This is a genomic window from Arthrobacter sp. GCM10027362 (assembly GCF_042679445.1).
Lineage (GTDB): Bacteria > Actinomycetota > Actinomycetes > Actinomycetales > Micrococcaceae > Crystallibacter.
The window spans coordinates 1-21,246 of the sequence record NZ_JBHTML010000059.1; the positions used below are offsets into that span (position 1 = coordinate 1).

Below are 21,246 nucleotides of genomic sequence, written 5' to 3' on the forward strand. Positions count from 1 at the left end.
TCGAGGGTGGCCGCGTCCAGCGGCACGAAGGTTTCGGACATGCCGAACAGGCCGGTCCTGACCGTGGCCCAGTTCGGTTCGTTGGTCCGGTCGTCGAGGTAGAGTTCCCCGAGCGAGCCGATCTTGTGTCCCTCGGAGTCGATCACATTCGCGTGTCCGCCGGCGAGACGGTCGAGGTTATCCCTGGCGATCATTTCATCTCCTTTGTTTCCTCCGGGCACAGGCTGTCCGTGTCCGGTGCGGTCCGGTGGTGGGGTTGACCGCCGGTTGTGGTGATGGCTGAGATCTTTCTGCTGCCGTTGCGCTGCTTTTCGTGGCACTCGTGCCGGAGCAGAGGTGCGGCAGGCCCGCATCGGGGCAGTTTTGTGGGGTTATTCCGGCCTGGCGGCGGAACGGCCGGGCCTGAAGCCTGCCGTCATCCACTTCCTCCTGGCCTTCCGCGCAGGGCCGGGGCCGGTCCGTCACGGGTTGCATCGGCAAAATGGCTTACGGTGTAAGCAAAGCATGCTTAGCATTCGGGCGCAAGACCGGCCGGGGAATTGCCGGCGTGCGGGAGTTGCCGGTCAGTCGATCAGGCGCAGGTTCAGCGGGTAGCGGTAGGGGCGCCCGCGGTTGACCTCGATCCCGGCGATCACCGAATAGACGGTCAGGAAGACCCAGATGGCCGCGGCCAGCACCGCGAACAGGGCATTGACGGCCGGAATGTTGATCAGCAGGTTCAGAATCACCGCAACCACCGTCAGCGGGAGGGTGAAGTTCAGCGCTTCCTTGGATTCCTGGGCGGTGAACGGGCCGCGGTCCTTGAAGATCAGGTAAATCACCAGCGCGGGGATGCAGCCCAGGATCCCGCCGAAATGCGCCAGGGTGGCCCACCGCCGGTCCTCGGACGGGGTCAGCGGCAGGGCCGTCGAGGAGGCGCTCTGGTACTGCGGCCGGGGGGCCGGCTTCCGCAGGGAGCGTTCGCTGTTCTGGCTGCGGTTCTCGTTGCGCGCGGTGTTCTCTGGCACAGGACCTACCTCAGTAGCTCGGTAGCGGGGGGTACGGGTGTTGCTATGACAAGGGTAGCGGCAACCGGCGGGCTCAGGCCGTGGGGAAGACTCAGGCCGTGAGGAAGTCGATGACTTCCTCCACCCGCCCCAGCAGCGAGGGCTCCAGGTCCGCGTAGCTGCGCACGCTGCCCAGCAGCCGGCGCCAGCCTTCGGCGATGTCCGCCTGGGTCCGGTTCGGCCAGCCCAGTCCGGCCAGGATCCCGGTCTTCCAGTCGGTGCCGCGGGGCACCACCGGCCAGGCGGCCAGCCCGATCACCGAGGGCTTGATCGCCTGCCAGACATCGACATAGGGATGCCCCACGATGAGCACGTTGCCGCGCGCTGCCGGCACAGCCATCGCCGCCTGCGCAATCCGCCACTCCTTGGAATCCTGGACCAGGTGGTCCACCAGGATGCCGAGCTTGCGTCCGGGCCCCGGGGCGAAATCCGCCACTGCCGCGGCGAGGTCGTCCACTCCGTGCAGCGGTTCGACGACGATGCCCTCCACGCGCAGGTCGTCGCCCCAGACCTTCTCCACCAGCTCGGCGTCGTGCTTTCCCTCCACCCAGATCCGGCTGGCTTTGGCCACCTGGGCGCGCAGTCCCTGGACCTTGACCGAACCGGACGCCGTACGCAGGGCGGTCTTCGGCGCGGCGGCGACGGCCGGCACCACCTTGACCGGTTCTCCGTCGAGCAGGAAGCCGAAGCCGAGCGGAAAGGAGCGGGTCTTGCCGCGCCGGTCCTCGAGCGCCACCAGGTGCACGCCGCCGGATTTTTCCACTCGGACTACCGCCCCGACCCAGCCGCTCTGGACGTCCTCCAGCACCAGCCCCGGATCCGCCGCCACTTGGCGCGGCTCGCGCCGGGGGGCCCGCGTGGTGATGTCCTGGGGTCCCCAACCGTAGCTGGTCATGGCTGTCCGTCCTTCGGCTTGGTAGTGCTGAGGCTGATGCGGCTGCCGGGGCAGGCAGTTGCCATCGGCGTCACCATGCTAGCCCAGGCACCGGCCGCCCCGCCGCGGGCGCGCGGGCCGCGAACGGGGAGCCGGCTGGGCGCAATCCCATGTTGCGTCCGGACGTACTAGACTTAGCACTTAGGCACGGTGAGTGCTAACCGTCCCCCGCCCTCCAGATGCGGGCGGGGTACGGGTTGGCAGATTGGACAGGAGGTTCCGGTGAGCGAGGTCCGCCGCCTGGAGGTGCTGCGCGCCATAGTCGAAGACTATGTCCATTCGCGCGAGCCCGTCGGGTCCAAGGCCCTGGTCGAACGCCACCACCTGGGCGTCTCATCCGCCACCATCCGCAACGACATGGCCGCACTGGAGGAGGAGGGGCTGATCGTCGCCCCTCACACCAGTTCCGGCCGCATCCCCACGGACAAGGGCTACCGCCTGTTCGTGGACCGGATCTCGGATGTCAAGCCGCTCTCCGCCGCGGAGCGGCGCGCCATCCAGACGCTGCTGGACGGCGCCGATGACCTCGACGACGTGATGGACCGCACCGTGCGCCTGCTGTCCCAGCTGACCAACCAGGTGGCGGTGATCCAGTACCCGCACCTGGGCCGGGCCAGGGTGCGGCACATCGAGTTTGTCCTTCTGGCCCCGCGCCAGGTGCTCGTGGTGCTGATCGCCGACAACGGCACGGTGGAGCAGCGGGTGATCAGGCTGCCCGAGGATATTGCCGAGGCGGATCTGGCCGATCTGCGCGCAGCGCTGCTGGGCACCCTGGCAGGCACGCCGCTGTCCGAGGTGGGCGCCAAACTCGCCGCCGGCGTACCCGGGGTCTCCGCGGAGCACGCCGATGTCCTCCAGGCCTTGTGCACCGAACTCGTCCATTTGTCCGCCCCCACCCGCGACGAACGCATCCTGATGGCCGGAACGGCCAACCTGGCCCGCTCCACCGGGGACTTCCCGCTGAGCATTTCGCCAATCCTGGAAGCCTTGGAGGAGCAGGTGGTGATGCTGCGGCTGCTTTCCGAGATGCAGCAGGACGCCCGCGGCATTTCCGTGCGGATCGGCAGCGAGAACCCGTACAATTCGTTGTCCGGGACTTCGGTCGTGGCCACCGGCTACGGGCCTGATTCCTCTGCCAAGGTGGGTGTGCTCGGGCCCACGCGCATGGACTATCCGACCACCATGGCCGCCGTGCGGGCCGTGGCCCGCTATTTGTCGAGGATCCTGGCCGGCTAACCCGGCCGCGGAAAAGCAGCAGGGCAAGCACCGACAGGGCGGCCGGGCCGCCGGAACACGATTCGCAGGAAGAGAAGTATTCAAAGGTGACCAACCATTACGACGTACTCGGAGTCAGCCGCGACGCAAGCACCGAGGAAATCAAGAAGGCCTACCGCAAGCTGGCCCGCAAGCTGCATCCGGATGTCAACCCTGGCCCGGATGGCGCGGAAAAGTTCAAGCAGGTCAGCCACGCCTACGAGGTGCTTTCGGATCCGCAGAAGCGCCGGATCTATGACACCACGGGCAACGAGAACGGCACGGACAACGGCTTCGGCGGCGGTTTCTCGGGACAGGGATTCGCATTCCAGGACATCTTCGAGACCTTCTTCGGCGGCACCGGCTCGGCCGGGCCGGCCAGCCGCACGCGTCGCGGCCAGGATGCCCTGATCAATGTCCGGATCGACCTGAAGGACGCCGTCTTCGGCGTTAACAAGAAGATCGAGGTGGACACCGCCGTCGTCTGCCCCACCTGCAACGGCAGTTGCTGCCGCGAGGGCACCTACCCGCGCACCTGCGACATCTGCGGCGGTTCCGGCCAGGTCCAGCGCGCCGTGCGCTCCATCCTCGGCCAGGTCATGACGACGGCCCCGTGCGGCAGCTGCCAAGGCTTCGGCACCATCATTCCGGACCCGTGCAACGAATGTAACGGCGAGGGCCGGATCCGCAGCCGCCGCTCGCTGACCCTCAAGATTCCCGCCGGCGTGGCAACCGGAACCCGCATCCAGCTCGCCGGACAGGGCGAGGCCGGTCCGGCCGGCGGTCCGCAGGGCGACCTGTACGTGGAGATCCGTGTGGCCCCGGACAAGAACTACATCCGCGAAGGCGACGACCTCAACGTCACGCTGGCCGTGCCGATGACGGCGGCGGCGCTGGGGACGACGCTGAACCTGGAGACGTTCGACGGCGACCAGGAGCTGAACCTGAAGGCCGGCACCCAGTCCGGCGAAGTGATCACCCTGCGCGGCCTTGGGGTCACCCACCTGCGCGGCTTCGGCCGCGGCGACCTGAAGGTCCACATCCACGTCGAGACCCCGACGAAGCTCGACGCCGAGCAGGAGGAGCTGCTGCGCCGGCTGGCCCACCTGCGCGGCGAGCATCTGGCCGAGGGCAAGCTGGCCCCCAGCGGCACCGGCGTCTTCGCCCGGCTGCGGGACAAGCTCGGCAACCTCTGACAGCGGCCCGTCGTTGACCAACCCTGTCTTTTTCGCGGAACCGGGCCAGCTCGACGACGTCCTGCCCGGTTCGGTCTTCCGGCTCGCCGGCGCCGAGGCGCGGCACGCCGTCACCGTCCGGCGCCTGGCTGCGGGGGAGCGGGCGGACATTGCCGACGGCGCCGGCCGGCGCGTGTCCGGCAGCGTACGCTCGGCGGCCAACACGGAACTGGTCCTGGACGTTGAGTCCGTGGTCGACGAGCCGGCGCCGCCCTACCGGCTGGTGCTGGTCCAGGCCCTGGCCAAGGGGGACCGGGACGAGCTGGCCGTGGAAGCGGCCACCGAGCTTGGCGTGGACCAGGTGGTGCCCTGGCAGGCCGAACGCAGCATCGTGCGCTGGCGGGCCGAGAAGCAGGCCAAGGGCCTGGCCAAATGGGAGTCCACCGTGCGGTCCGCAGCCAAGCAGGCCCGCCGGGCACGGATCCCGGAGGTGGGCACCCCGGTGGACTTGAAGGGCCTGTGTGCGCTGATCGGCCGCAGCGCCCTGGCACTGATCCTGCACGAGGAGGCCGAACAGCCCCTCGCCGCTGCCGCCGCGGACCTGGCAGCCGGGTCCCGGCAGGACGCGGACGCCGCAGTCGTCATGATCGTCGGACCGGAGGGCGGCATGAGCAGCCGCGAAGTCGACGCGATGCTGCAGGCCGGCGCCCGGGCGGTGAGGCTGGGGCCGCACGTGTTGCGTTCGTCCACGGCCGGGCCGGCCGCCGTCGCCCTGCTCAGCGTCCAGTTGGGCCGCTGGGACCGGCCGCCGGCCACCTAACGGCCGCTTGACGGGCTGGAAGGGCAGGATCCGGCCAGCCGGCGGCCCGGTCAGCGGATGGTGAAGACCTTGCTGTCCGCGTTCTGCCGGTCCCGGGTCCGGCCGCTCATGTCCTCGTGGTACACGTACAGCCGGTAGGAGCCGGGGTCCAGCGGCTGGGTGAACTCGAATTCACCCGTCTGCCCCATCGGGGCGCTGACCGAGACGGTTCCGCTCCTGACCAATTCGCCATCGCCGGAGTCCTTCGGGCCCTTGAGCCGGTAGATCTGCCAGGACAGCTGCGACTCGAAGGCCACGCCGCGCCCCAGCACCCGCACCTGGCCCTCGGAGGTCGCCCCTTCCTGCGGGTCGACGACCCAGACGGGAGCCACCAGCGCATAGTTCCGGGACATCGGCGCGCCGAGCTGCACGTGCCCGAAGGCCTGGTACCCGGTATGCCCGTCGACCAGGACCACGACTCTCAGCGGGTTCTGCGCGCTGGTCAGGCCTGCGTTGGCGGCTGCCGCGGTGGCCGTGTAGACCAACTGCTGGACGGCGCGTTCGGCGATGCCCTGGTCCACGTCGGCCTTGAAGGCATCTGAGGAAATATCCAGTGTGATGATTGAGCCGTTAGTGATCGACGCCCCCACCTTGCCGGCAGGATTCCACGGATTGAAATAGTCGGGATCGCGCGGCTTGAGCCGGGTCATCGCGCTCACCGCGGTGGTAATGGGGTCCCCCAGGTCCTCGGCCTGCCGGAATTCGCGGTAGAGGAAGACGTTCTTGCCGTTGGCGCCGAGGAAATAGATCGGGGACAGGGAGGAGCTCCGCACCGTTTCCAGCGGGCCGCTGGAAACCAGCGGATCGTGTTCCGCCGGGATCTGGGTGCTGCTGCCGGGCGGCATGGACGTCGGGCCCGCTGCTCCCTGCTCGTGCAGGGGCGAGCAACCGATCAGCGCGACGGACCCGGCCGTCAGCAAGGCAAGCCACGCGGTGAACGCGCGCGGCTGCCTCGGGCGTCCGGATCCGGGACGTGTGGGGCGTCCGGGAGACGGGTCAGTGATGCTCATTTTCCTCTTCAGGGCCGGGCCCGGATGTCCGGGGAAGGAAGGATGGGCCGGTGCCGGTGGTGCCTGCACGGGCGCCTCGCGGCGGCCGCGACACCAGCTTGGCACAGCCCCGACCGCCGCACCCCGCGTTTCGCCGCCTCTCAACCGGACCGATGCACGATTGAAACAGGATCGAGACATACATCCGGTTTATCGATTCAGCCCGCCATCCCGACCCGGCCGGGGCCAAGCTGGGGTGCGCCGGTGACGTAGCATGGAAGTGTACTGCAAGGACAATCTAAGGAGCGAAGGGCCTTCGGCCTGTGCTATGTCGGAAACACGATTGGATGTCGATCCGCTCGGATCCAGCAGCCGTTCCGTCCATTTCGAGTCCCCGGAGCACATGGTCAGGACGCTCGGCACGCATGATGAGGTGCTCCGGCTGATCGAATCCGAGTTCCGGGACATCGACCTCCTCGTGCGGGGCAACGAGCTCCTGATCAGCGGCCCGGCCCCGGTCGTCGAGCGGATCGAGCGCCTGATCGCCGAGATCGGGACGTTGGCCGCCACCGATACCCGCGTCACGCCGCAGGTGGTCGAACAGCTGCTGCGGATGCTTCGCGACCAGTCGGTGGCCCGGCCCGCAGATGTACTGACGCAAAACATCCTGTCCACGCGGGGACGCACCATCCGGCCCAAGACGCTTAACCAGAAGAAGTACGTGGACGCCATCGACGTCAACACCGTGATCTTCGGCATCGGTCCGGCCGGCACGGGCAAGACCTACCTGGCGATGGCCAAGGCCGTGCAGGCACTGCAGCAGAAGGAAGTCAACCGGATCATCCTGACCCGGCCGGCCGTGGAGGCGGGGGAGCGGCTGGGATTCCTGCCCGGCACCCTCAGCGACAAGATCGACCCGTACCTGCGTCCGCTCTACGACGCCCTGCACGACATGATGGACCCGGATTCCATCCCCCGCCTCATGGCCGCCGGCACCATCGAGGTGGCGCCGCTGGCCTACATGCGCGGCCGGACGCTCAACGACGCGTTCATCATCCTGGACGAGGCCCAGAACACGACGCCGGAGCAGATGAAGATGTTCCTGACCCGGCTGGGTTTCGGCTCAAAGATGGTGGTCACCGGCGACATCACCCAGATCGACCTTCCCGGCGGTACCAGCTCGGGCCTGAAGATCGTCAGCGAGATTCTCCAAGGTGTGGAGGACGTGCACTTTTCCGTGCTGGACGCCTCCGACGTCGTCAGGCACCGCCTGGTCAGCGACATCGTCGACGCCTACAGCAAGTGGGACGAAAGCCGCCGCCTCCGGACGGCGCCCGAGCGTCCCCAGCATTCCCGCAAACGATAGGAAAACCGGCCATGAGCGTCGAAGTCAACAACGAATCCGCCCTGCCGGCAGACGAGGAGGAGCTTAGCCGGCTGGGGCGCTTCATCCTGGACAGCCTCTATGTCCATCCGGAGGCCGAGCTGTCGATCATCCTGGTGGATGAGGACGCAATGGAGCGCCTGCACGTCGAATGGATGGACGAGCCCGGCCCCACTGACGTGCTCTCCTTCCCCATGGACGAGCTGCGTCCGGGAACCGCCGCCAAGCCCACGCCTCCCGGCGTGCTGGGCGATATCGTGATCTGCCCGCAGGTGGCCGTGCAGCAGGCCAGGAAGGCCGGACATCCGGTGTCGGAGGAAATGCTGCTGCTGGCCACGCACGGCATCCTGCACCTGCTGGGCTACGACCATGCCGAGCCGGAGGAAAAGGAAGAGATGTTCTCCCTGCAGCGCCAGCTGCTTGGCAGCTTCCTCGGCAAGGACGCCCCCACGGAGACCACGCGTTGATCGTTGCCGTCCTCGCGGGCCTGGCGCTGGCGTGCATCCTGATCGCCGCGCTGTTCACCGCGGCCGAGGCCGCCTTCGCCTACCTGCCGCGCCAGGAGGCCGAGCAGCTGCTCAAGGACGGGCGCAGCCGGGCGCTCCGCGCCGTGCTGCAGACCCCGGCCGCGCACATGCACGCCCTGCGGTTCTGGCGGGTCTGGTTCGAAATGGCGGCGGCCGTGGCCATCGCCCTGCTCTTCTACGACGTGCTGGGCAACCTCTGGATCGCCGGGCTGCTGGCCACGGTGACCATGGCCGCCGTCGGATTCGTCCTGGTGGGCGTTTCGCCCCGCCAGTTTGGCCGCACGCACGGCAGCGGCGTCGTGCTGTTCACCGCCCCGGCCGTGCGGGTCCTGTGCGCATTGCTGGGGCCGATTCCGGGATGGCTGGTCCGGATCGGCAGCCTGGTGGCGCCAAATGCCCCGCGCGCCGACGCCGCCTTCTTCTCCGAGGAGGAGTTCCGCGAACTCGTGGAGCGGGCCACCGAGTCCGACATGATCGAGGACGCCGAGGCGGAGTTGATCCACTCGGTGTTCGAACTCGGCGACACCATCGTCCGCGCGGTCATGGTGCCGCGCACCGACATGGTGACCATCCAGTCCGGTTCCACCCTGGCCCAGGCGATGTCCCTGTTCCTGCGCTCGGGCTACTCCAGGATTCCGGTGATCGTGGACAGCGCCGACCAGGTTCGCGGGATCCTGTACCTCAAGGACGTCACCGCGCGCCTGTACAGCGGCAGGGCCGAGCGCACCGCCTTGGTCGACGAGGTCTGCCGCGAGGTCCGCTACGTGCCCGAGTCCAAGCCGGTGGCCGACCTGCTCCAGGAGCTCCAGCGCGAGTCCACCCACGTGGCCATCGTCATTGACGAATACGGCGGGACCGCCGGGCTGGTCACCCTCGAGGACCTGATCGAGGAGATTGTCGGGGAGATCGTGGACGAATACGACTCGGAACGGCCCGAAATCGAGCAGCTCGACGGCGGCCGGTACCGGATCAGCGCCAAGGCCAGCATTGCCGACGTCGGCGAGCTCTTCGACCTGGACCTGGACGACGAGGAAGTGGACACGGTGGGCGGCCTGCTCGCCAAGCGCCTGGGCCGGGTGCCCATCGTCGGCAGCGAGGTGGACCTGGAGGGCCTGCACCTGTACGCCGAGCGGATGGAGGGGCGCCGGAACCGGATCAGCCACCTGATTGCCTGGCTGGAACCGGCGGCCCAGGAAGAAAGCACCCCGCCCTCCGCCGAGGGCGGCGGGAAGGACCACGGCAAGGCCGGCGGCACGGAGTCGCATCACGCGGGTATACGTGAAGGATCGGAGTCACAACATTGAACAGCCATCATGACAAGCGCCGGGCCAAGACCGTGGCGATGCCGGCCAGCGGCTGGCCCGAGGACTACCGCGCGGGCTTCGTGTCGCTGGTCGGCCGGCCGAACGCCGGCAAGTCCACGCTGACCAACGCGCTGGTGGGCCAGAAGGTCGCCATCACCTCGGCGAAACCCCAGACCACCCGCCACACCATCCGCGGCATCGTGCACCGCCCGGACGCCCAGCTCGTGCTGGTCGACACCCCGGGGCTGCACCGGCCCCGGACGCTGCTGGGCCAGCGGCTCAACGACCTGGTCGCGGACACGCTGGCGGAGGTGGACGCCATCGGCTTCTGCCTGCCGGCCAACGAGAAGATCGGCCCCGGCGACCGCTTCATTGCCAACCAGCTGGCGGCCCTGAACCGCAAGCCCGTGGTCGCCCTGGTCACCAAGACGGACCTGGTGGACCGGGCGGCCCTGGCCGAGCAGCTGCTGGCGGTGACCCGGCTGGGCACCGAGGCCTTCGGCGCCGACGGTTTCCGCGACATCGTGCCGGTCTCCGCAACGGACGGATTCCAGGTGGACACGGTGGCGGACGTGCTCATCGGGCACATGCCGGTCTCCCCGCCGCTGTATCCGGACGGCGAACTGACGGACGAACCGGAGGCCGTCATGGTGGCGGAACTGGTCCGCGAGGCGGCCCTGGAGGGGGTGCGCGACGAGTTGCCGCACTCCCTGGCCGTGGTGGTGGAGGAAATCGTGCCGCGCGAAGGCCGCAGCCCGGAGAATCCGCTGCTGGACGTGCGGGTGAACCTGTTCGTGGAGCGTCCCTCCCAGAAGGCGATCATTATCGGCAAGGGCGGGGCCCGGCTGCGGGAAGTGGGCACCAGGGCGCGCCACGGTATCGAGGCCCTGCTCGGCACCAGGATCTTCCTGGACCTGCACGTGAAGATCGCCAAGGACTGGCAGCGGGACCCCAAGCAGCTGGTACGGCTCGGCTTCTAGCGGTCGGCCGCGAACCCGGCAGGCAGCGGCGCGGGACACGCCGGAGCTGCTGCCGGCCGGAGCCCGAGCATAGAATTATTCTGCAAATGTCCATATCCGTTATAGAAAGTGGGAACAGGCGTGGGTCGTCGCGGCAGTTCCGGCGATGACCCGGCACATTCCTCCTCAGCCAGCGGACGGTTCCGCCGACCGCAGGCCGCCGTCGCGCCTGCCGCCGGGCAGGGAAATGCCCGGCACCTGCGCACGCGCCGGGCGCCGCTGTGGCTGAAAATGGCCGCCGCCATTCTGGCCTTGGCACTGGTTGCCGGCGTCGGCGTCGTGGTGGTCAAGCTGGTGGCCCTGCGCTCCAGCATCACCAGTGCTCCGCTGAACCTGGGCACGGACGGCAGCGTACTGCCCGTGGACCCAAGCAAGGACCCCCTGCAGATCCTGCTGCTGGGCACGGATTCGCGCAAGGACACCGGCGGCAAATACGGCGGCGATCCGTCGTCCACGGGCTCGGGCAATTCGGACGTCATGATGCTGATGCAGCTGTCGGCAGACCGGCAGCGGGTGACCGTGGTGAGCCTGCCGCGGGACCTGCTCACCACCGTCCCCGCCTGCACCGACCCCGAGACCGGACAGACCTACCCGGAACAGCAATTTGCCCAGCTGAACATGGCGCTTAGCTACGGCGGCCCCGGCTGCACGGTGGCGGCGGTGAACCAGCTCACGGGGCTGCAGGTCGACCATTTCATGATGGCGGACTTCAATGCGGTCAAGGAGCTGACCACCGTGATCGGGGGCGTGGACGTCTGCGTCAACGAGCCGATCAACGACACCTACTCCAAGCTCAACCTCCCGGCCGGGGTCAGCACGGTGCAGGGCGAGCAGGCGCTGGCCTTCCTGCGGACCCGCCACGCCTTCGGCGACGGCGGCGACCGCGGCCGCGTACGGGCACAGCAGAGCTTCCTGGCTTCGATGGTGCGCAAACTGACCAGCGAGGGAACGCTGACCAACGTCCCGCGCCTGTACTCCATTGCCGAGGCCGTGGCCCGGAACCTGACGGTCGACGACGGCCTGGCCCAGATCCCGGCGCTGCTGGCGCTGGCGGACCGGGTCAAGAACGTCAACCTGAGCAAGGTGGCTTTCGTGTCGCTGCCCACCGAGCTGTACGAGCCGAATCCAAACCGCCTCGTGATGAAGGAAGAGGAAGGCCAGAGGCTGTTCCAGATCCTGCGCGAGGACGGGGACGTGACGGCAGATGACGCAGCGGACAAGGACAAGCCCAACGACAAGCCCACCGGCGGCAGCTCGGAAACAGCCTCCGATCCGGTGACCGGCACCGCAGCGGACGGGGCGGCTCCGGACGGTAACATCGTGGCCGGCGAGCCCGCCGCCCTGAGCTTCGACTCGTCCACCCAGCCGGTGCAGGTCCGTAACGAATCCGGCATGGACCGGCGGGGCGAGGCGGTGGCCGAGCATCTGCGGAGCCTGGGCTACGCCCAGGCCGCGGTGGCCGAAGCGGACGGCACCAACCCGGCCACCCAGATCCTGTACTCCACGGGGTTTGAGGCAGTGGCCCGCGCGCTGGCCAAGGATCTCGGGGTACCCCAGGCCAGCGTCCTGTCCGGCGGCACCGACTACGGCGTTGCCGTCGTCGTCGGCCGGGACTTCACCAGCGGCACCGAGCTGGCCGCCACCGGCAAGCTGGGCGGCGACCTTTCCGGCCAGACGGCGGACCAGGTGACCTGCCAACAGTCCGGCGGGTTCTAGCGGTTCCGGTGCGGGCAGGCCGCCCCGCGGCCTGCCCGCACCGGGCGGCTTACCAGATGCGCACCCGCTCGGCCGGGTCCAGCCAGAGCCGGTCCGCCTCGGCGACACCGAACGCCCCATGGAACGCATCCAGGTTCCGTACCACCTGGTTGCAGCGGAACTCGTTGGGCGAATGCGGGTCCACGGTCAGCCGCCGCACCGATTCCTCCGGCCGGATCTTCTGCCGCCAGCACTCGGCCCAGGAATAGAAGAACCGCTGCGCTCCGGTAAGCCCGTCGATTACCGGCGCCTCCTGTCCGCCCAGGCTCAGCTGGTAGGCCTGGTAGGCGATGGCCAGCCCGCCGAGGTCACCGATGTTTTCGCCCAGTGTCAGTTCGCCGTTGACATTGTGGCCGGGGGCCTCCTCGGGGCTCAGCTGCGCGTACTGCTGCACCAGTCGCGAGGTCAGGGCCCTGAAGGCGGCCAGGTCCTCCTCGGTCCACCAGTTGCGCAGCGCGCCGGTGCCGTCGAACTGCGAGCCCTTGTCATCGAAGCCGTGGCCGATTTCGTGGCCGATCACCGCACCGATGGCGCCGTAATTGGCCGCGTCGTCCGCCTCCGCGTCGAAGAACGGCGGCTGCAGGATGGCTGCGGGGAAGACGATCTCGTTCATCGTCGGCATGTAGTAGGCGTTGACCGTCTGCGGGGTCATGTGCCATTCCTCGGTATCGATCGGCCCGCCGAGCTTGCCCAGGTTGCGCTGGGTCTCGAAGTCGTTGGCGGCCTGCACGTTGGCCCAGACATCGTCGCCGACCTGCAGGCTGGAGTAGTCGATCCACTTGGAGGGATAGCCGATCTTGGTCCGGAAGGCAGCGAGCTTTTCCAGGGCGCGCCCGATGGTTTCCCGGCTCAGCCACGGCCGCGAGGCGATGCTGTGCTCGTAGGCCTGCAGCAGGTTCCGCACCAGCGCCTCCATATGCTGCTTGTGCTGCGGCGGGAAGTGCCGGGCCACGTACTCCTGGCCCACCGCCTCGCCCAGTGCCCCCTCCACCAGGGCAACGCCGCGCTTCCAGCGCTCCTTGAGCTCGGGGACGCCGCTGAGTACCTGGCCGTAGAAGCTGAACTGCGTCTTGACCGCCTCGTCATGCAGGTACGGCGCCGCATTGGTCAGCAGCTGCAGCCGCAGCCAAGCCCGCCAGGCGGCCGCCGGCTCGCTCCGGACCAAGCCGGCGAGCACGGACACGAACTCCGGCTGGCACACCACCAGCTCGTCCACCGCCGCGGCGGCCTCCCCGAGGTCGCCAAGCCAGCGGCGGATCCACGGCACCGCCGCGGCGAGCTCGTCCACCGTGCGCAGGTTGTAGGTCTGCTGCGGGTCCCGGCAGGAGACCTTGTCCAGGTGGCCGGCGGCGAGTTTGTGCTCCAGCCCGAAGGCCAGCTCGGCGTCGGCCGGGTCCAGGCCGGCGAGCGTGAGCATCCGCCGGGCATAGTCCAGGTAGCCGGCGCGGATTTCCGCGAAGGCCTCCTCCCGGTAGTAGGCTTCGTCCGGCAGGCCAAGGCCTGCCTGGTACAGGTGCAGGAGATAGCGGGTGGGATCCCCGGCGTCGTTGCTGACGTAGAAGGCGAGCGGGAAGGCCGCGCCGCTGCGGGCGAACCCCGGCAGCAGCGCAATGAGGGACTCGGCGTCGACGACGGCGTCGACGGCGGCCAGCTGCGCCGCCAGCGGCGCGAAGCCCCTGGCCTCGACGGTCGCGGTGTCCATGAACCCGGCGTAGAGCCGGCCTATCTTGCCGGCCGGCGACGAGGGATCCGGATGCCCCGCGGCGTCTTCGATAATGGCGCGGACCGCTTCCTCGGAGGCGTCGCGCAGCGCCGTGAAGGAGCCCTCCAGCGGCCGGTCCTCGGGGATGATGGTTTCCGCCAACCATTTGCCGTTGACGTGCCGGAACAGGTCATCCTGCGGGCGGACGGCGGGATCTACGTTGGACAGGACGATGCCGGAACGGGTCACGGTGGGCCTCTCGCTAAGGGGACATGAGGGAACAGGTTTGGTGCTTTGTGTCCACTTTAGGCAGTATCGGCCGGGCGCGGCACGGTTCACGGCCGGTCCCGCCGCCGTGCTAGTGTGAAATGGTGCGCGCAGGAACTCTCCTTCTTAGCTGCCGCGGCGAGGCTTCGCAAACTGCTGTTTGACAGGCCGACCCCTCGCTGCGGAGTTTGTGTTGCCCGGCCGAATTTCGAATTTTCCCCGTAGAAAAGGCCATCCAACAAAATGCGTAACGCACAGAAACCCTCCGGAATGCCCATCCATAAGTACATTCCGTTCCAGGACCAGATCACCGTCGAACTGCCGGACCGCACCTGGCCGGACAAGGTCATCACCAAGGCCCCGCGCTGGTGCGCGGTGGACCTGCGGGACGGCAACCAGGCCCTGATCGATCCGATGAGCCCCGAACGCAAGCACAAGATGTTCGACCTGCTGGTCCGGATGGGCTACAAGGAGATCGAGGTGGGGTTCCCGTCGGCCTCCCAGACGGACTTCGACTTCGTCCGCCAGCTCATCGAGGGGGACCGGATCCCCGACGACGTGACCATCCAGGTGCTGACCCAGTCCCGCGAGCACCTGATCGAGCGCACCTACCAGGCGCTCGAAAGCGCGGACCGCGCCATCGTGCATCTGTACAACTCCACTTCCGTGCTGCAGCGCCGGGTGGTCTTCCGCGAGGACCAGGACGGGATCGTGGACATCGCCCTGCAGGGCGCCCGGCTGTGCCGCAAGTACGAGGAATCCCTGAAGGGAACCGAGGTCACCTACGAGTACTCGCCGGAGTCCTTCACAGGCACCGAGTTGGAGTTCGCCGCCCGGATCTGCAACGCGGTGACGGACGTGCTGGAGATGTCCGCGGACCGCCAGGTGATCCTGAACCTGCCGGCCACGGTGGAAATGGCCACCCCGAACGTCTACGCGGACTCCATCGAGTGGATGTCCCGGAACCTGAACGACCGCGAGAACGTCATCCTCTCGCTGCACCCGCACAATGACCGCGGCACCGGCGTGGCGGCGGCCGAGCTGGGCTACCTGGCCGGCGCGGACCGGATCGAAGGCTGCCTCTTCGGCAACGGCGAGCGGACCGGCAACGTGGACCTGGTGACGCTGGGCCTGAACATGTTCGTCCAGGGCATCGACCCGATGATCGACTTCTCCAACATCGACGAAATCCGCCGCACCGTCGAATACTGCAACCAGCTGCCGGTGCCCGAGCGTTCCCCGTACGGCGGCGACCTGGTCTTCACCGCGTTCTCCGGCTCCCACCAGGACGCCATCAAGAAGGGCTTCGAGGCCATGGAGGCCGACGCGGCCGAGCAGGGCAAGAGCGTGGACGAGCTGGTCTGGGCCGTGCCGTACCTGCCGATCGACCCGAAGGACCTGGGCCGCAGCTACGAAGCGGTCATCCGGGTGAACTCCCAGTCCGGCAAGGGCGGGGTGGCCTACCTGCTCAAGAACGAGTACAACCTCGATCTGCCCCGCCGGGCGCAGATCGAGTTCTCCGGGGTCGTCCAGCGCCGGACCGACACCGTGGGCGGCGAGGTCAGCGCCGCGGAGCTGTGGGACATCTTCAGCGACGAGTACCTGCCCTCCGCGGACCACCCCTGGGGCCACTACGCGCTGGGGTCGGTCAACGCGGATACGGCCGAGGACGGCTCCTTCCGGCTTGCCGCGACCATGAGGATCGACGGCGTCCCGACCCGCCGCACCGCCGAGGGTACCGGCCCGATCGCCGCCCTGCTGGACATCTTCGCCCAGGACGGCATGGATGTGCGCGTGCTGGACTACACCGAGCACGCCCTCTCCGAGGGCGGCGATGCCCGTGCCGCCGCCTACGTGGAATGCGCCGTGGGAGACCGGGTGCTCTGGGGCGTGGGCATTGACGCCAACACCACCATGTCCGCCCTCAAGGCGGTGGTATCCGCGGTCAACCGTGCCATCCGCGACAGCCGGGCCGAGGCCGGCAGCATCGCGGCGGCCCGGTAACCGCCTCCCGCACTGTCCAGGGGCCCGTTCCGCCGGTCGGCGGGACGGGCCCCTGCCGTGGGAGAATAGGAGGGTGACCAATCGATCCTTCGCCTCGCGCACCTACCGGGACGAGGGGGTAGTCCTGCGCACCCACAAGCTCGGCGAAGCGGACCGGATCATCACCTTGCTGACCAAACGGCACGGACAGGTTCGGGCGGTGGCCCGGGGCGTGCGCCGCACCAGCAGCAAGTTCGGGGCCGTGCTGGAACCGTTCATGGTGGCCGATCTGCAGCTGGTGTCCGGCCGCAGCCTGGACATTGTGGCGCAGGCCCAGACACTGGGCCCCTACGGCCGGGAGATTGCCGCGGACTACCGCAAGTACACCGCCGCCGCGGCCATCTGCGAAACCGCGGAAAAACTCACTGACGTGGACGGCGAATCCGCGTCGGCCCAGTATGCGCTGGTCATCGGGGCGCTCTCGGCACTGAGCCGCAGCGTGCACGATCCGGAGCTGATCCTGGATTCCTACCTGCTCCGCGCCTTGGCAACGGCCGGCTGGGCACCCAGCTTCACCGACTGCGCCCGCTGCGGGGCTCCCGGCCCGCACACCGCCTTTTCGCCCGCCCTCGGCGGAGCGGTCTGCCACCAATGCCGGCCCCCGGGCAGCGCCTCGCCGGCGCCGGAAACGATGGAACTGCTCGCGGCCCTGCTCAGCGCCAACTGGCCGCAGGCGGACGCTTCCGAGCAGGCGGCGCGGCGCGAATCCGCCGGGCTGGTGGCCGGCTACCTGCAGTGGCACTTGGAACGATCCCTGAAATCCCTACGACACGTCGAGCGAGTGTGAGCCCCAGCAGATGAGTACCAGCCAGACAGGTCCCGTGCGGCCCGCACCGCATCCTTCCGGCGCCGAACCGCCGCGGCTGCCTCGGCAACTGGTGCCGGAGCACGTCGCGATCGTCATGGACGGCAACGGCCGCTGGGCCAACCAGCGGGGACTGCCGCGCACCGAGGGCCACCGGGCGGGCGAGGCCGCCCTGCTGGATGTCGTGGCCGGCGCCATCGAGATCGGCATCAGGCATGTGAGCGCCTACGCCTTCTCCACCGAAAATTGGCGGCGTTCCCCGGAAGAAGTGCGCTTCCTGATGGGTTTCAGCAAGGACGTGCTGCGCCGGCAGCGGGACCAGCTGGACGAATGGGGCGTGCGGATCCGCTGGTCCGGCCGCCGGCCCCGGCTGTGGCAGTCGGTCATCCGGGAGCTGGAGGTGGCCGAACGGCAGACCGCCGGCAATTCCGTCTGCACGCTGAACATGTGCGTGAACTACGGCGGCCGGGCCGAAATTGCCGACGCCGCGGCGGCCATTGCCGCCGAGGTCGCCGCCGGGCGCCTGAAGGCCTCGGCCGTGACGGAGAAGACCATCCAGCGGTTCCTGGACGAACCCGACCTGCCGGATGTGGACCTGTTCCTGCGCACCTCGGGCGAGCAGCGCTTCTCCAACTTCATGCTGTGGCAGTCCGCCTACGCGGAAATGGTCTTCATGGACATCCTCTGGCCGGATGTGGACCGGCGCACCCTGTGGGAAGCCGTGCAGATTTACGCCAGGCGGGACCGCCGCTACGGCGCCGCTGTGGACGCGGCATTGTCCGGATCCGCCGGACGCTGACCGTCCGGCGTCGGTTCAGGGCCCGTCCGGTTCAGGGCCCGTCCGGCGGCAGAATATAGGCCCGCGCCCAGCGCCGCAGCCGCTCGTACGCGTCCCGGCGTACCTCGGGCCTGGAGAGGAAGACATCATGCAGGGCGCCGTCGATCCGTTCCAGCGCCACGCTGCGGCCAAGCTTGACCGTTCGGGCCGACATGGTCTCCACATCCAGCACCACGTCCGCTGCCATCATCTCCTCGTGCCACACCGGCCCGTTCAGGCTGCGGCCGGAGGCGAGCACCAGCACCGGAACCTCGATGCCCAGGCCCCGGGCCACCCTGGCCTGCCCCCGCCAGACGGCGCTGAGCCAGCCGGCATGGATCGGAAAGGAGCCGGGCGGCCGCAGCACCGGATCCGGCTCCCATTCGCCGTCGGCGGACTTGCTGATGCTGCGGTAGTAGAAGCCCCGGGCAGGGATCCTCAGGCGGGCCGCCGGCCGGAAGCGGGAGAGCGGCTGGAGCACGGACGCGGCGGCGTGCCTGACGAGCGGACTGTGGTGCATTTCCAGCCACGGGCTGTTCAGCACCAGGGCCTGCAGCTGCCCGGGATGATCGGCCGCCCACAGCGCCGCCACCAGGCCTCCGGTTGAGTGGCCCATCAGCGTCAGCCGCGGCTCCCCGCCGGGTCCGTCCGGCACACCGGAGCGGCGGGCCATATCCGCACCCGCCAGCTTGAGCGCCAAGGTGATCTCGTCCTCGTATTCGTGCAGGTCCGCGACGAACCCGGGCACGTCCCCGTCGCGGAGGCTGCGCCCGTGGTTGTGCATATCCAGCGCATAGAAGGCCACCCCCTGGCCGTGCCAGAAACCGGCCAGCTCGGTATTGAAGAAGTAGTCGCTCCAGCCGTGCAGGTACAGCACGGCGTGGCCGCCGGACAGCGGCTCGGCATCTTCGGGGACATAGCGGACCAACGTCGCCCGGACGCCGCTGGGGGAGGGCAGGTCCAGCACGACCGATTCAAATCCGGGACCGAGGATATCCGGCCGCCAGTCATACGCCACAGGTCTTTCCTTTCCTAACACGATCATGCTAACGCCGGAACCACCCAGTTTGGCCGGGGCTGTTTTTGCGGGAAAACTAGGAGCATGCGTCTCTACCCTCTCTTCTTCCGTGCTGCCTTTTCCTGGATGGATGCCGAGCGCGCCCACCGGATCGGCTTCCGCCTGATCCGGGCCTCGCACCAGCTTGGCGCCGGTGTCTTGCTGCGCCGGCTGACCCGGCCCTCCGCCTCGCTGCGGACCGAGGCGTTCGGCGTCAGCTTCCCCTCGCCGTTCGGCCTGGCCGCCGGTTTCGACAAGGAGGGGCTGGGCATCGAGGCGCTGGCGGACCTGGGCTTCGGTGCGGTGGAGGTGGGGACCATCACCGGCGCCGCCCAGCCCGGGAACCCCAGGCCGCGCCTGTTCCGGCTGATCGCCGACCGCGCCGTCGTGAACCGGATGGGCTTCAACAACGACGGCGCCGCGGCCGTTGCGCCGCGGATCGCGGCGGCCCGCAGGGCCCTGGAGCGCTCCGGGCGCCGGCCGCGGCCGGTGATCGGCATCAATATCGGCAAGACCAAGGTGGTCGAACTCGAGCACGCGGTGGAGGACTACCTCAAGAGCACGCGGCTGCTGGCCCCGCATGCAGACTATCTGGTGGTCAACGTCAGCTCCCCGAACACCCCGGGCCTGCGCCTGCTGCAGAACGTCGACACGCTGCGGCCGCTGCTGTCCGCGGTGGGGGAGGCGGCCGACGCCGCGGCCGCCCGGCATGTGCCGCTGCTGGTGAAGATCGCCCCGGACCTGAGCGACGAGGATATCGACGACGTCGCCCGGCTGGCGCTGGACCTGAAGCTGGACGGCATCATTGCCACGAACACCACCATCGCTCGCGACGGGCTGGTCTCGGATCCGGCCAAGGTTGCCGCCTGCGGGGACGGCGGGCTCTCGGGCGCGCCGCTGAAGGAGCGTTCGCTTGAAGTGCTGCGCCGGCTGCGCCGCACCGCGGGCAGCTCGCTGGTCCTGGTCGCGGTGGGCGGCGTGGAAACGGCCGCCGACGTGAAGGAACGGCTGGACGCCGGCGCCACGCTGGTGCAGGGCTACACGGCCTTCCTGTACGAGGGCCCGTTCTGGGCGGCACGGATCAACCGGGAACTGGCCAGGCAGTACACCTAGTGTGTTGGCCGCACGGGCTGGCGGCGTTGGTCAGGCCGCCTTTGCGGCGCCGGGCCGGTGCTGGCTGTGCTTTGGTGGCCTTGATGACGGCATTGGCCCCCGCAGGAGGTCGGTTCCGGGCGCAGCCGGAACCGTGACCGCCGACCGCCACCGGACGGCGGTGCCGCTCCGACCCGGCGCACGAAGCCGGATCCTTCCCGGACCTCCCTGCGGGAAGGGCCGGGAAGGATCCGGGAAGGGATGCAGTCAGGACGGGTACTGGCCGCGCTTGGCCTGGGGCTTCGGCAGGCGCAGCTTGCGCAGCTGCAGCCCGCGCATCACGCCGTACCAGACGGCACCGCGCTCCACCTCGCCGAACTTGGCCGTCAGGCGCTTCTTCAGCTGGCGGCTAAGGATGAAGGCGTCCACGGCCACCACGGCCAGCAGCACCCAGAAAGCCACCAGGATGATGGACTGCAACTGGAGGTTGCGGATGAAGCTGAGCACCACGAACAGCAGCGCAAAGACAATCAGGAACTCGCCGACCACCCAGCGGGCATCGACATAGTCGCGGACAAACTTCTTCTGCGGTCCCTTGTCCCGCAGCGGCAGGTAGCGCTCGTCGCCGGTATCCATGGCCTGCCGCATGCGTATCCGCTCCGCACGCACCGCCTCGCGGTTCGCAGCCTGGGCTGCCTTGCGGTCCTGCGGCACCAGCGGCCGGCGCCGCGCGGCCTCCTGGTCCTTGCGCCGGGGCGTCGGCGCACCCTTGCCCGCCGCACCGCCCGGCTCGTCGAAGATTTTCTGGTCAGTTACGCCCTGAGGCTCGGGGGCCGCTTTTTTTCGTCCAAACACCCATCAAGAATACCTTGCAGCAGGTTCCGCGAGGGCGCTTCAAAGCGGCCGCTGACCGGCGGTTTTGCCGCCGTTGCGGCGGTGGCCGGGTCAGCGGCCGCACCGCGGCGGTAGGGTGTCGGGTATGACAAGTACTCCTGACAGCGCAGTCCTCCCCGGCCCCGGCGTGGACGTGGACGCCCTGGCCCGGGCCGTGGATGCCCGGATGGGGGAGACCATCACCACCCTCAAGGACCTGGTCGCGATCCCGGGCATTGCCTGGGCGGCCTTCGACCCGGCCGAGCTCGCGCGCAGCGCGGAGGCGGTGGCCGGCCTGCTGCGCAGCCTCGGCCTGCCGGACGTGCGCATCCTCAGCGCCGGCA

General features: G+C 68.8%; 19 protein-coding genes and 1 pseudogene. 13 read left to right on the forward strand and 7 right to left on the reverse strand.

Annotated features, from left to right (window positions below; genetic code table 11):
- The 3 genes from ACFQ36_RS10635 to ACFQ36_RS10645 form a co-directional block, all read right to left on the reverse strand.
- Nucleotides 1-194, reverse strand: a 194-nt coding sequence (locus ACFQ36_RS10635) for a PRC-barrel domain-containing protein (protein ID WP_377013399.1), incomplete at its 3' end; no start/stop codon positions are given.
- 369 nt (nucleotides 195-563) lie between these two features.
- Nucleotides 564-953: a DUF4870 domain-containing protein gene (locus ACFQ36_RS10640; protein ID WP_377013429.1), complete on the reverse strand. Its 390-nt coding sequence runs from the start codon at nucleotides 951-953 to the stop codon at nucleotides 564-566.
- Between the two features lie 145 nt (nucleotides 954-1,098).
- Nucleotides 1,099-1,941, reverse strand: a complete 843-nt coding sequence (locus tag ACFQ36_RS10645) for a DUF3097 domain-containing protein (RefSeq protein ID WP_377013401.1) — start codon at nucleotides 1,939-1,941, stop codon at nucleotides 1,099-1,101.
- Nucleotides 1,942-2,202: 261 nt separating this feature from the next.
- Here ACFQ36_RS10645 and hrcA point away from each other — a divergent pair, with 261 nt between their 5' ends.
- The 3 genes from hrcA to ACFQ36_RS10660 all read left to right on the forward strand — a co-directional run bounded on the left by hrcA (nucleotide 2,203) and on the right by ACFQ36_RS10660 (nucleotide 5,229).
- Nucleotides 2,203-3,216, forward strand: coding sequence for a heat-inducible transcriptional repressor HrcA (hrcA, locus tag ACFQ36_RS10650; protein WP_377013403.1), 1,014 nt, complete (start codon nucleotides 2,203-2,205; stop codon nucleotides 3,214-3,216).
- Nucleotides 3,217-3,302: 86 nt separating this feature from the next.
- Nucleotides 3,303-4,430, forward strand: a complete 1,128-nt coding sequence (gene dnaJ / locus ACFQ36_RS10655) for a molecular chaperone DnaJ (RefSeq protein WP_377013405.1) — start codon at nucleotides 3,303-3,305, stop codon at nucleotides 4,428-4,430.
- 13 nt (nucleotides 4,431-4,443) lie between these two features.
- A complete protein-coding gene (locus ACFQ36_RS10660) occupies nucleotides 4,444-5,229 on the forward strand; it encodes a 16S rRNA (uracil(1498)-N(3))-methyltransferase (RefSeq protein WP_377013407.1) in 786 nt (261 codons plus the stop codon).
- A 50-nt stretch (nucleotides 5,230-5,279) separates the two neighbouring features.
- On the opposite strand, the gene ACFQ36_RS10665 is transcribed toward ACFQ36_RS10660, so the two are convergent.
- Nucleotides 5,280-6,278: a Gmad2 immunoglobulin-like domain-containing protein gene (locus ACFQ36_RS10665; RefSeq protein WP_377013408.1), complete on the reverse strand. Its 999-nt coding sequence runs from the start codon at nucleotides 6,276-6,278 to the stop codon at nucleotides 5,280-5,282.
- A 382-nt stretch (nucleotides 6,279-6,660) separates the two neighbouring features.
- Between ACFQ36_RS10665 and ACFQ36_RS10670 the strand changes: the two genes are divergently transcribed.
- The 5 genes from ACFQ36_RS10670 (at nucleotide 6,661) to ACFQ36_RS10690 (ending at nucleotide 12,207) form a co-directional block, all read left to right on the forward strand.
- Nucleotides 6,661-7,623: a PhoH family protein gene (locus ACFQ36_RS10670; RefSeq protein WP_377013431.1), complete on the forward strand. Its 963-nt coding sequence runs from the start codon at nucleotides 6,661-6,663 to the stop codon at nucleotides 7,621-7,623.
- An 11-nt stretch (nucleotides 7,624-7,634) separates the two neighbouring features.
- Nucleotides 7,635-8,108 carry an rRNA maturation RNase YbeY gene (ybeY, locus tag ACFQ36_RS10675; RefSeq protein ID WP_377013410.1) on the forward strand — a complete coding sequence of 158 codons (474 nt, stop codon included), beginning with the start codon at nucleotides 7,635-7,637 and terminating at the stop codon, nucleotides 8,106-8,108.
- A complete protein-coding gene (locus tag ACFQ36_RS10680) occupies nucleotides 8,105-9,472 on the forward strand; it encodes a hemolysin family protein (RefSeq protein WP_377013411.1) in 1,368 nt (455 codons plus the stop codon). Before ybeY ends, ACFQ36_RS10680 begins: the two co-directional genes overlap by 4 nt.
- Before the next feature lie 38 nt (nucleotides 9,473-9,510).
- Nucleotides 9,511-10,452 carry a GTPase Era gene (era, locus tag ACFQ36_RS10685; protein ID WP_377013433.1) on the forward strand — a complete coding sequence of 314 codons (942 nt, stop codon included), beginning with the start codon at nucleotides 9,511-9,513 and terminating at the stop codon, nucleotides 10,450-10,452.
- Between the two features lie 270 nt (nucleotides 10,453-10,722).
- The gene (locus tag ACFQ36_RS10690) at nucleotides 10,723-12,207 is read left to right on the forward strand and encodes an LCP family protein (protein ID WP_377013413.1); all 1,485 of its coding nucleotides are present in this window, start codon (nucleotides 10,723-10,725) and stop codon (nucleotides 12,205-12,207) included.
- A gap of 49 nt (nucleotides 12,208-12,256) precedes the next feature.
- On the opposite strand, the gene ACFQ36_RS10695 is transcribed toward ACFQ36_RS10690, so the two are convergent.
- Nucleotides 12,257-14,197 (reverse strand): M13 family metallopeptidase, encoded by a 1,941-nt coding sequence (locus tag ACFQ36_RS10695; protein ID WP_377013415.1) that lies wholly within the window; start codon nucleotides 14,195-14,197, stop codon nucleotides 12,257-12,259.
- Nucleotides 14,198-14,458: 261 nt separating this feature from the next.
- Here ACFQ36_RS10695 and leuA point away from each other — a divergent pair, with 261 nt between their 5' ends.
- The 3 genes from leuA (at nucleotide 14,459) to ACFQ36_RS10710 (ending at nucleotide 17,862) form a co-directional block, all read left to right on the forward strand.
- Nucleotides 14,459-16,219: a 2-isopropylmalate synthase gene (leuA, locus tag ACFQ36_RS10700; RefSeq protein ID WP_377013417.1), complete on the forward strand. Its 1,761-nt coding sequence runs from the start codon at nucleotides 14,459-14,461 to the stop codon at nucleotides 16,217-16,219.
- A 73-nt stretch (nucleotides 16,220-16,292) separates the two neighbouring features.
- Nucleotides 16,293-17,045 carry a DNA repair protein RecO gene (gene recO / locus ACFQ36_RS10705; RefSeq protein ID WP_377013419.1) on the forward strand — a complete coding sequence of 251 codons (753 nt, stop codon included), beginning with the start codon at nucleotides 16,293-16,295 and terminating at the stop codon, nucleotides 17,043-17,045.
- A 10-nt stretch (nucleotides 17,046-17,055) separates the two neighbouring features.
- Nucleotides 17,056-17,862 carry an isoprenyl transferase gene (locus tag ACFQ36_RS10710; RefSeq protein ID WP_377013421.1) on the forward strand — a complete coding sequence of 269 codons (807 nt, stop codon included), beginning with the start codon at nucleotides 17,056-17,058 and terminating at the stop codon, nucleotides 17,860-17,862.
- Between the two features lie 31 nt (nucleotides 17,863-17,893).
- Here the strand turns inward: ACFQ36_RS10710 and ACFQ36_RS10715 are convergent, their stop codons facing one another.
- Nucleotides 17,894-18,925: an alpha/beta hydrolase gene (locus ACFQ36_RS10715; RefSeq protein WP_377013423.1), complete on the reverse strand. Its 1,032-nt coding sequence runs from the start codon at nucleotides 18,923-18,925 to the stop codon at nucleotides 17,894-17,896.
- Nucleotides 18,926-18,982: 57 nt separating this feature from the next.
- On the opposite strand from ACFQ36_RS10715, the gene ACFQ36_RS10720 reads away from it, so the two are divergent.
- The gene (locus ACFQ36_RS10720) at nucleotides 18,983-20,050 is read left to right on the forward strand and encodes a quinone-dependent dihydroorotate dehydrogenase (protein ID WP_377013425.1); all 1,068 of its coding nucleotides are present in this window, start codon (nucleotides 18,983-18,985) and stop codon (nucleotides 20,048-20,050) included.
- Between the two features lie 246 nt (nucleotides 20,051-20,296).
- On the opposite strand, the gene ACFQ36_RS10725 is transcribed toward ACFQ36_RS10720, so the two are convergent.
- A complete protein-coding gene (locus ACFQ36_RS10725) occupies nucleotides 20,297-20,884 on the reverse strand; it encodes a DUF3043 domain-containing protein (RefSeq protein ID WP_377013427.1) in 588 nt (195 codons plus the stop codon).
- 124 nt (nucleotides 20,885-21,008) lie between these two features.
- On the opposite strand from ACFQ36_RS10725, the pseudogene ACFQ36_RS10730 reads away from it, so the two are divergent.
- Nucleotides 21,009-21,246, forward strand: a pseudogene (locus ACFQ36_RS10730) (dipeptidase); the annotation flags it as partial.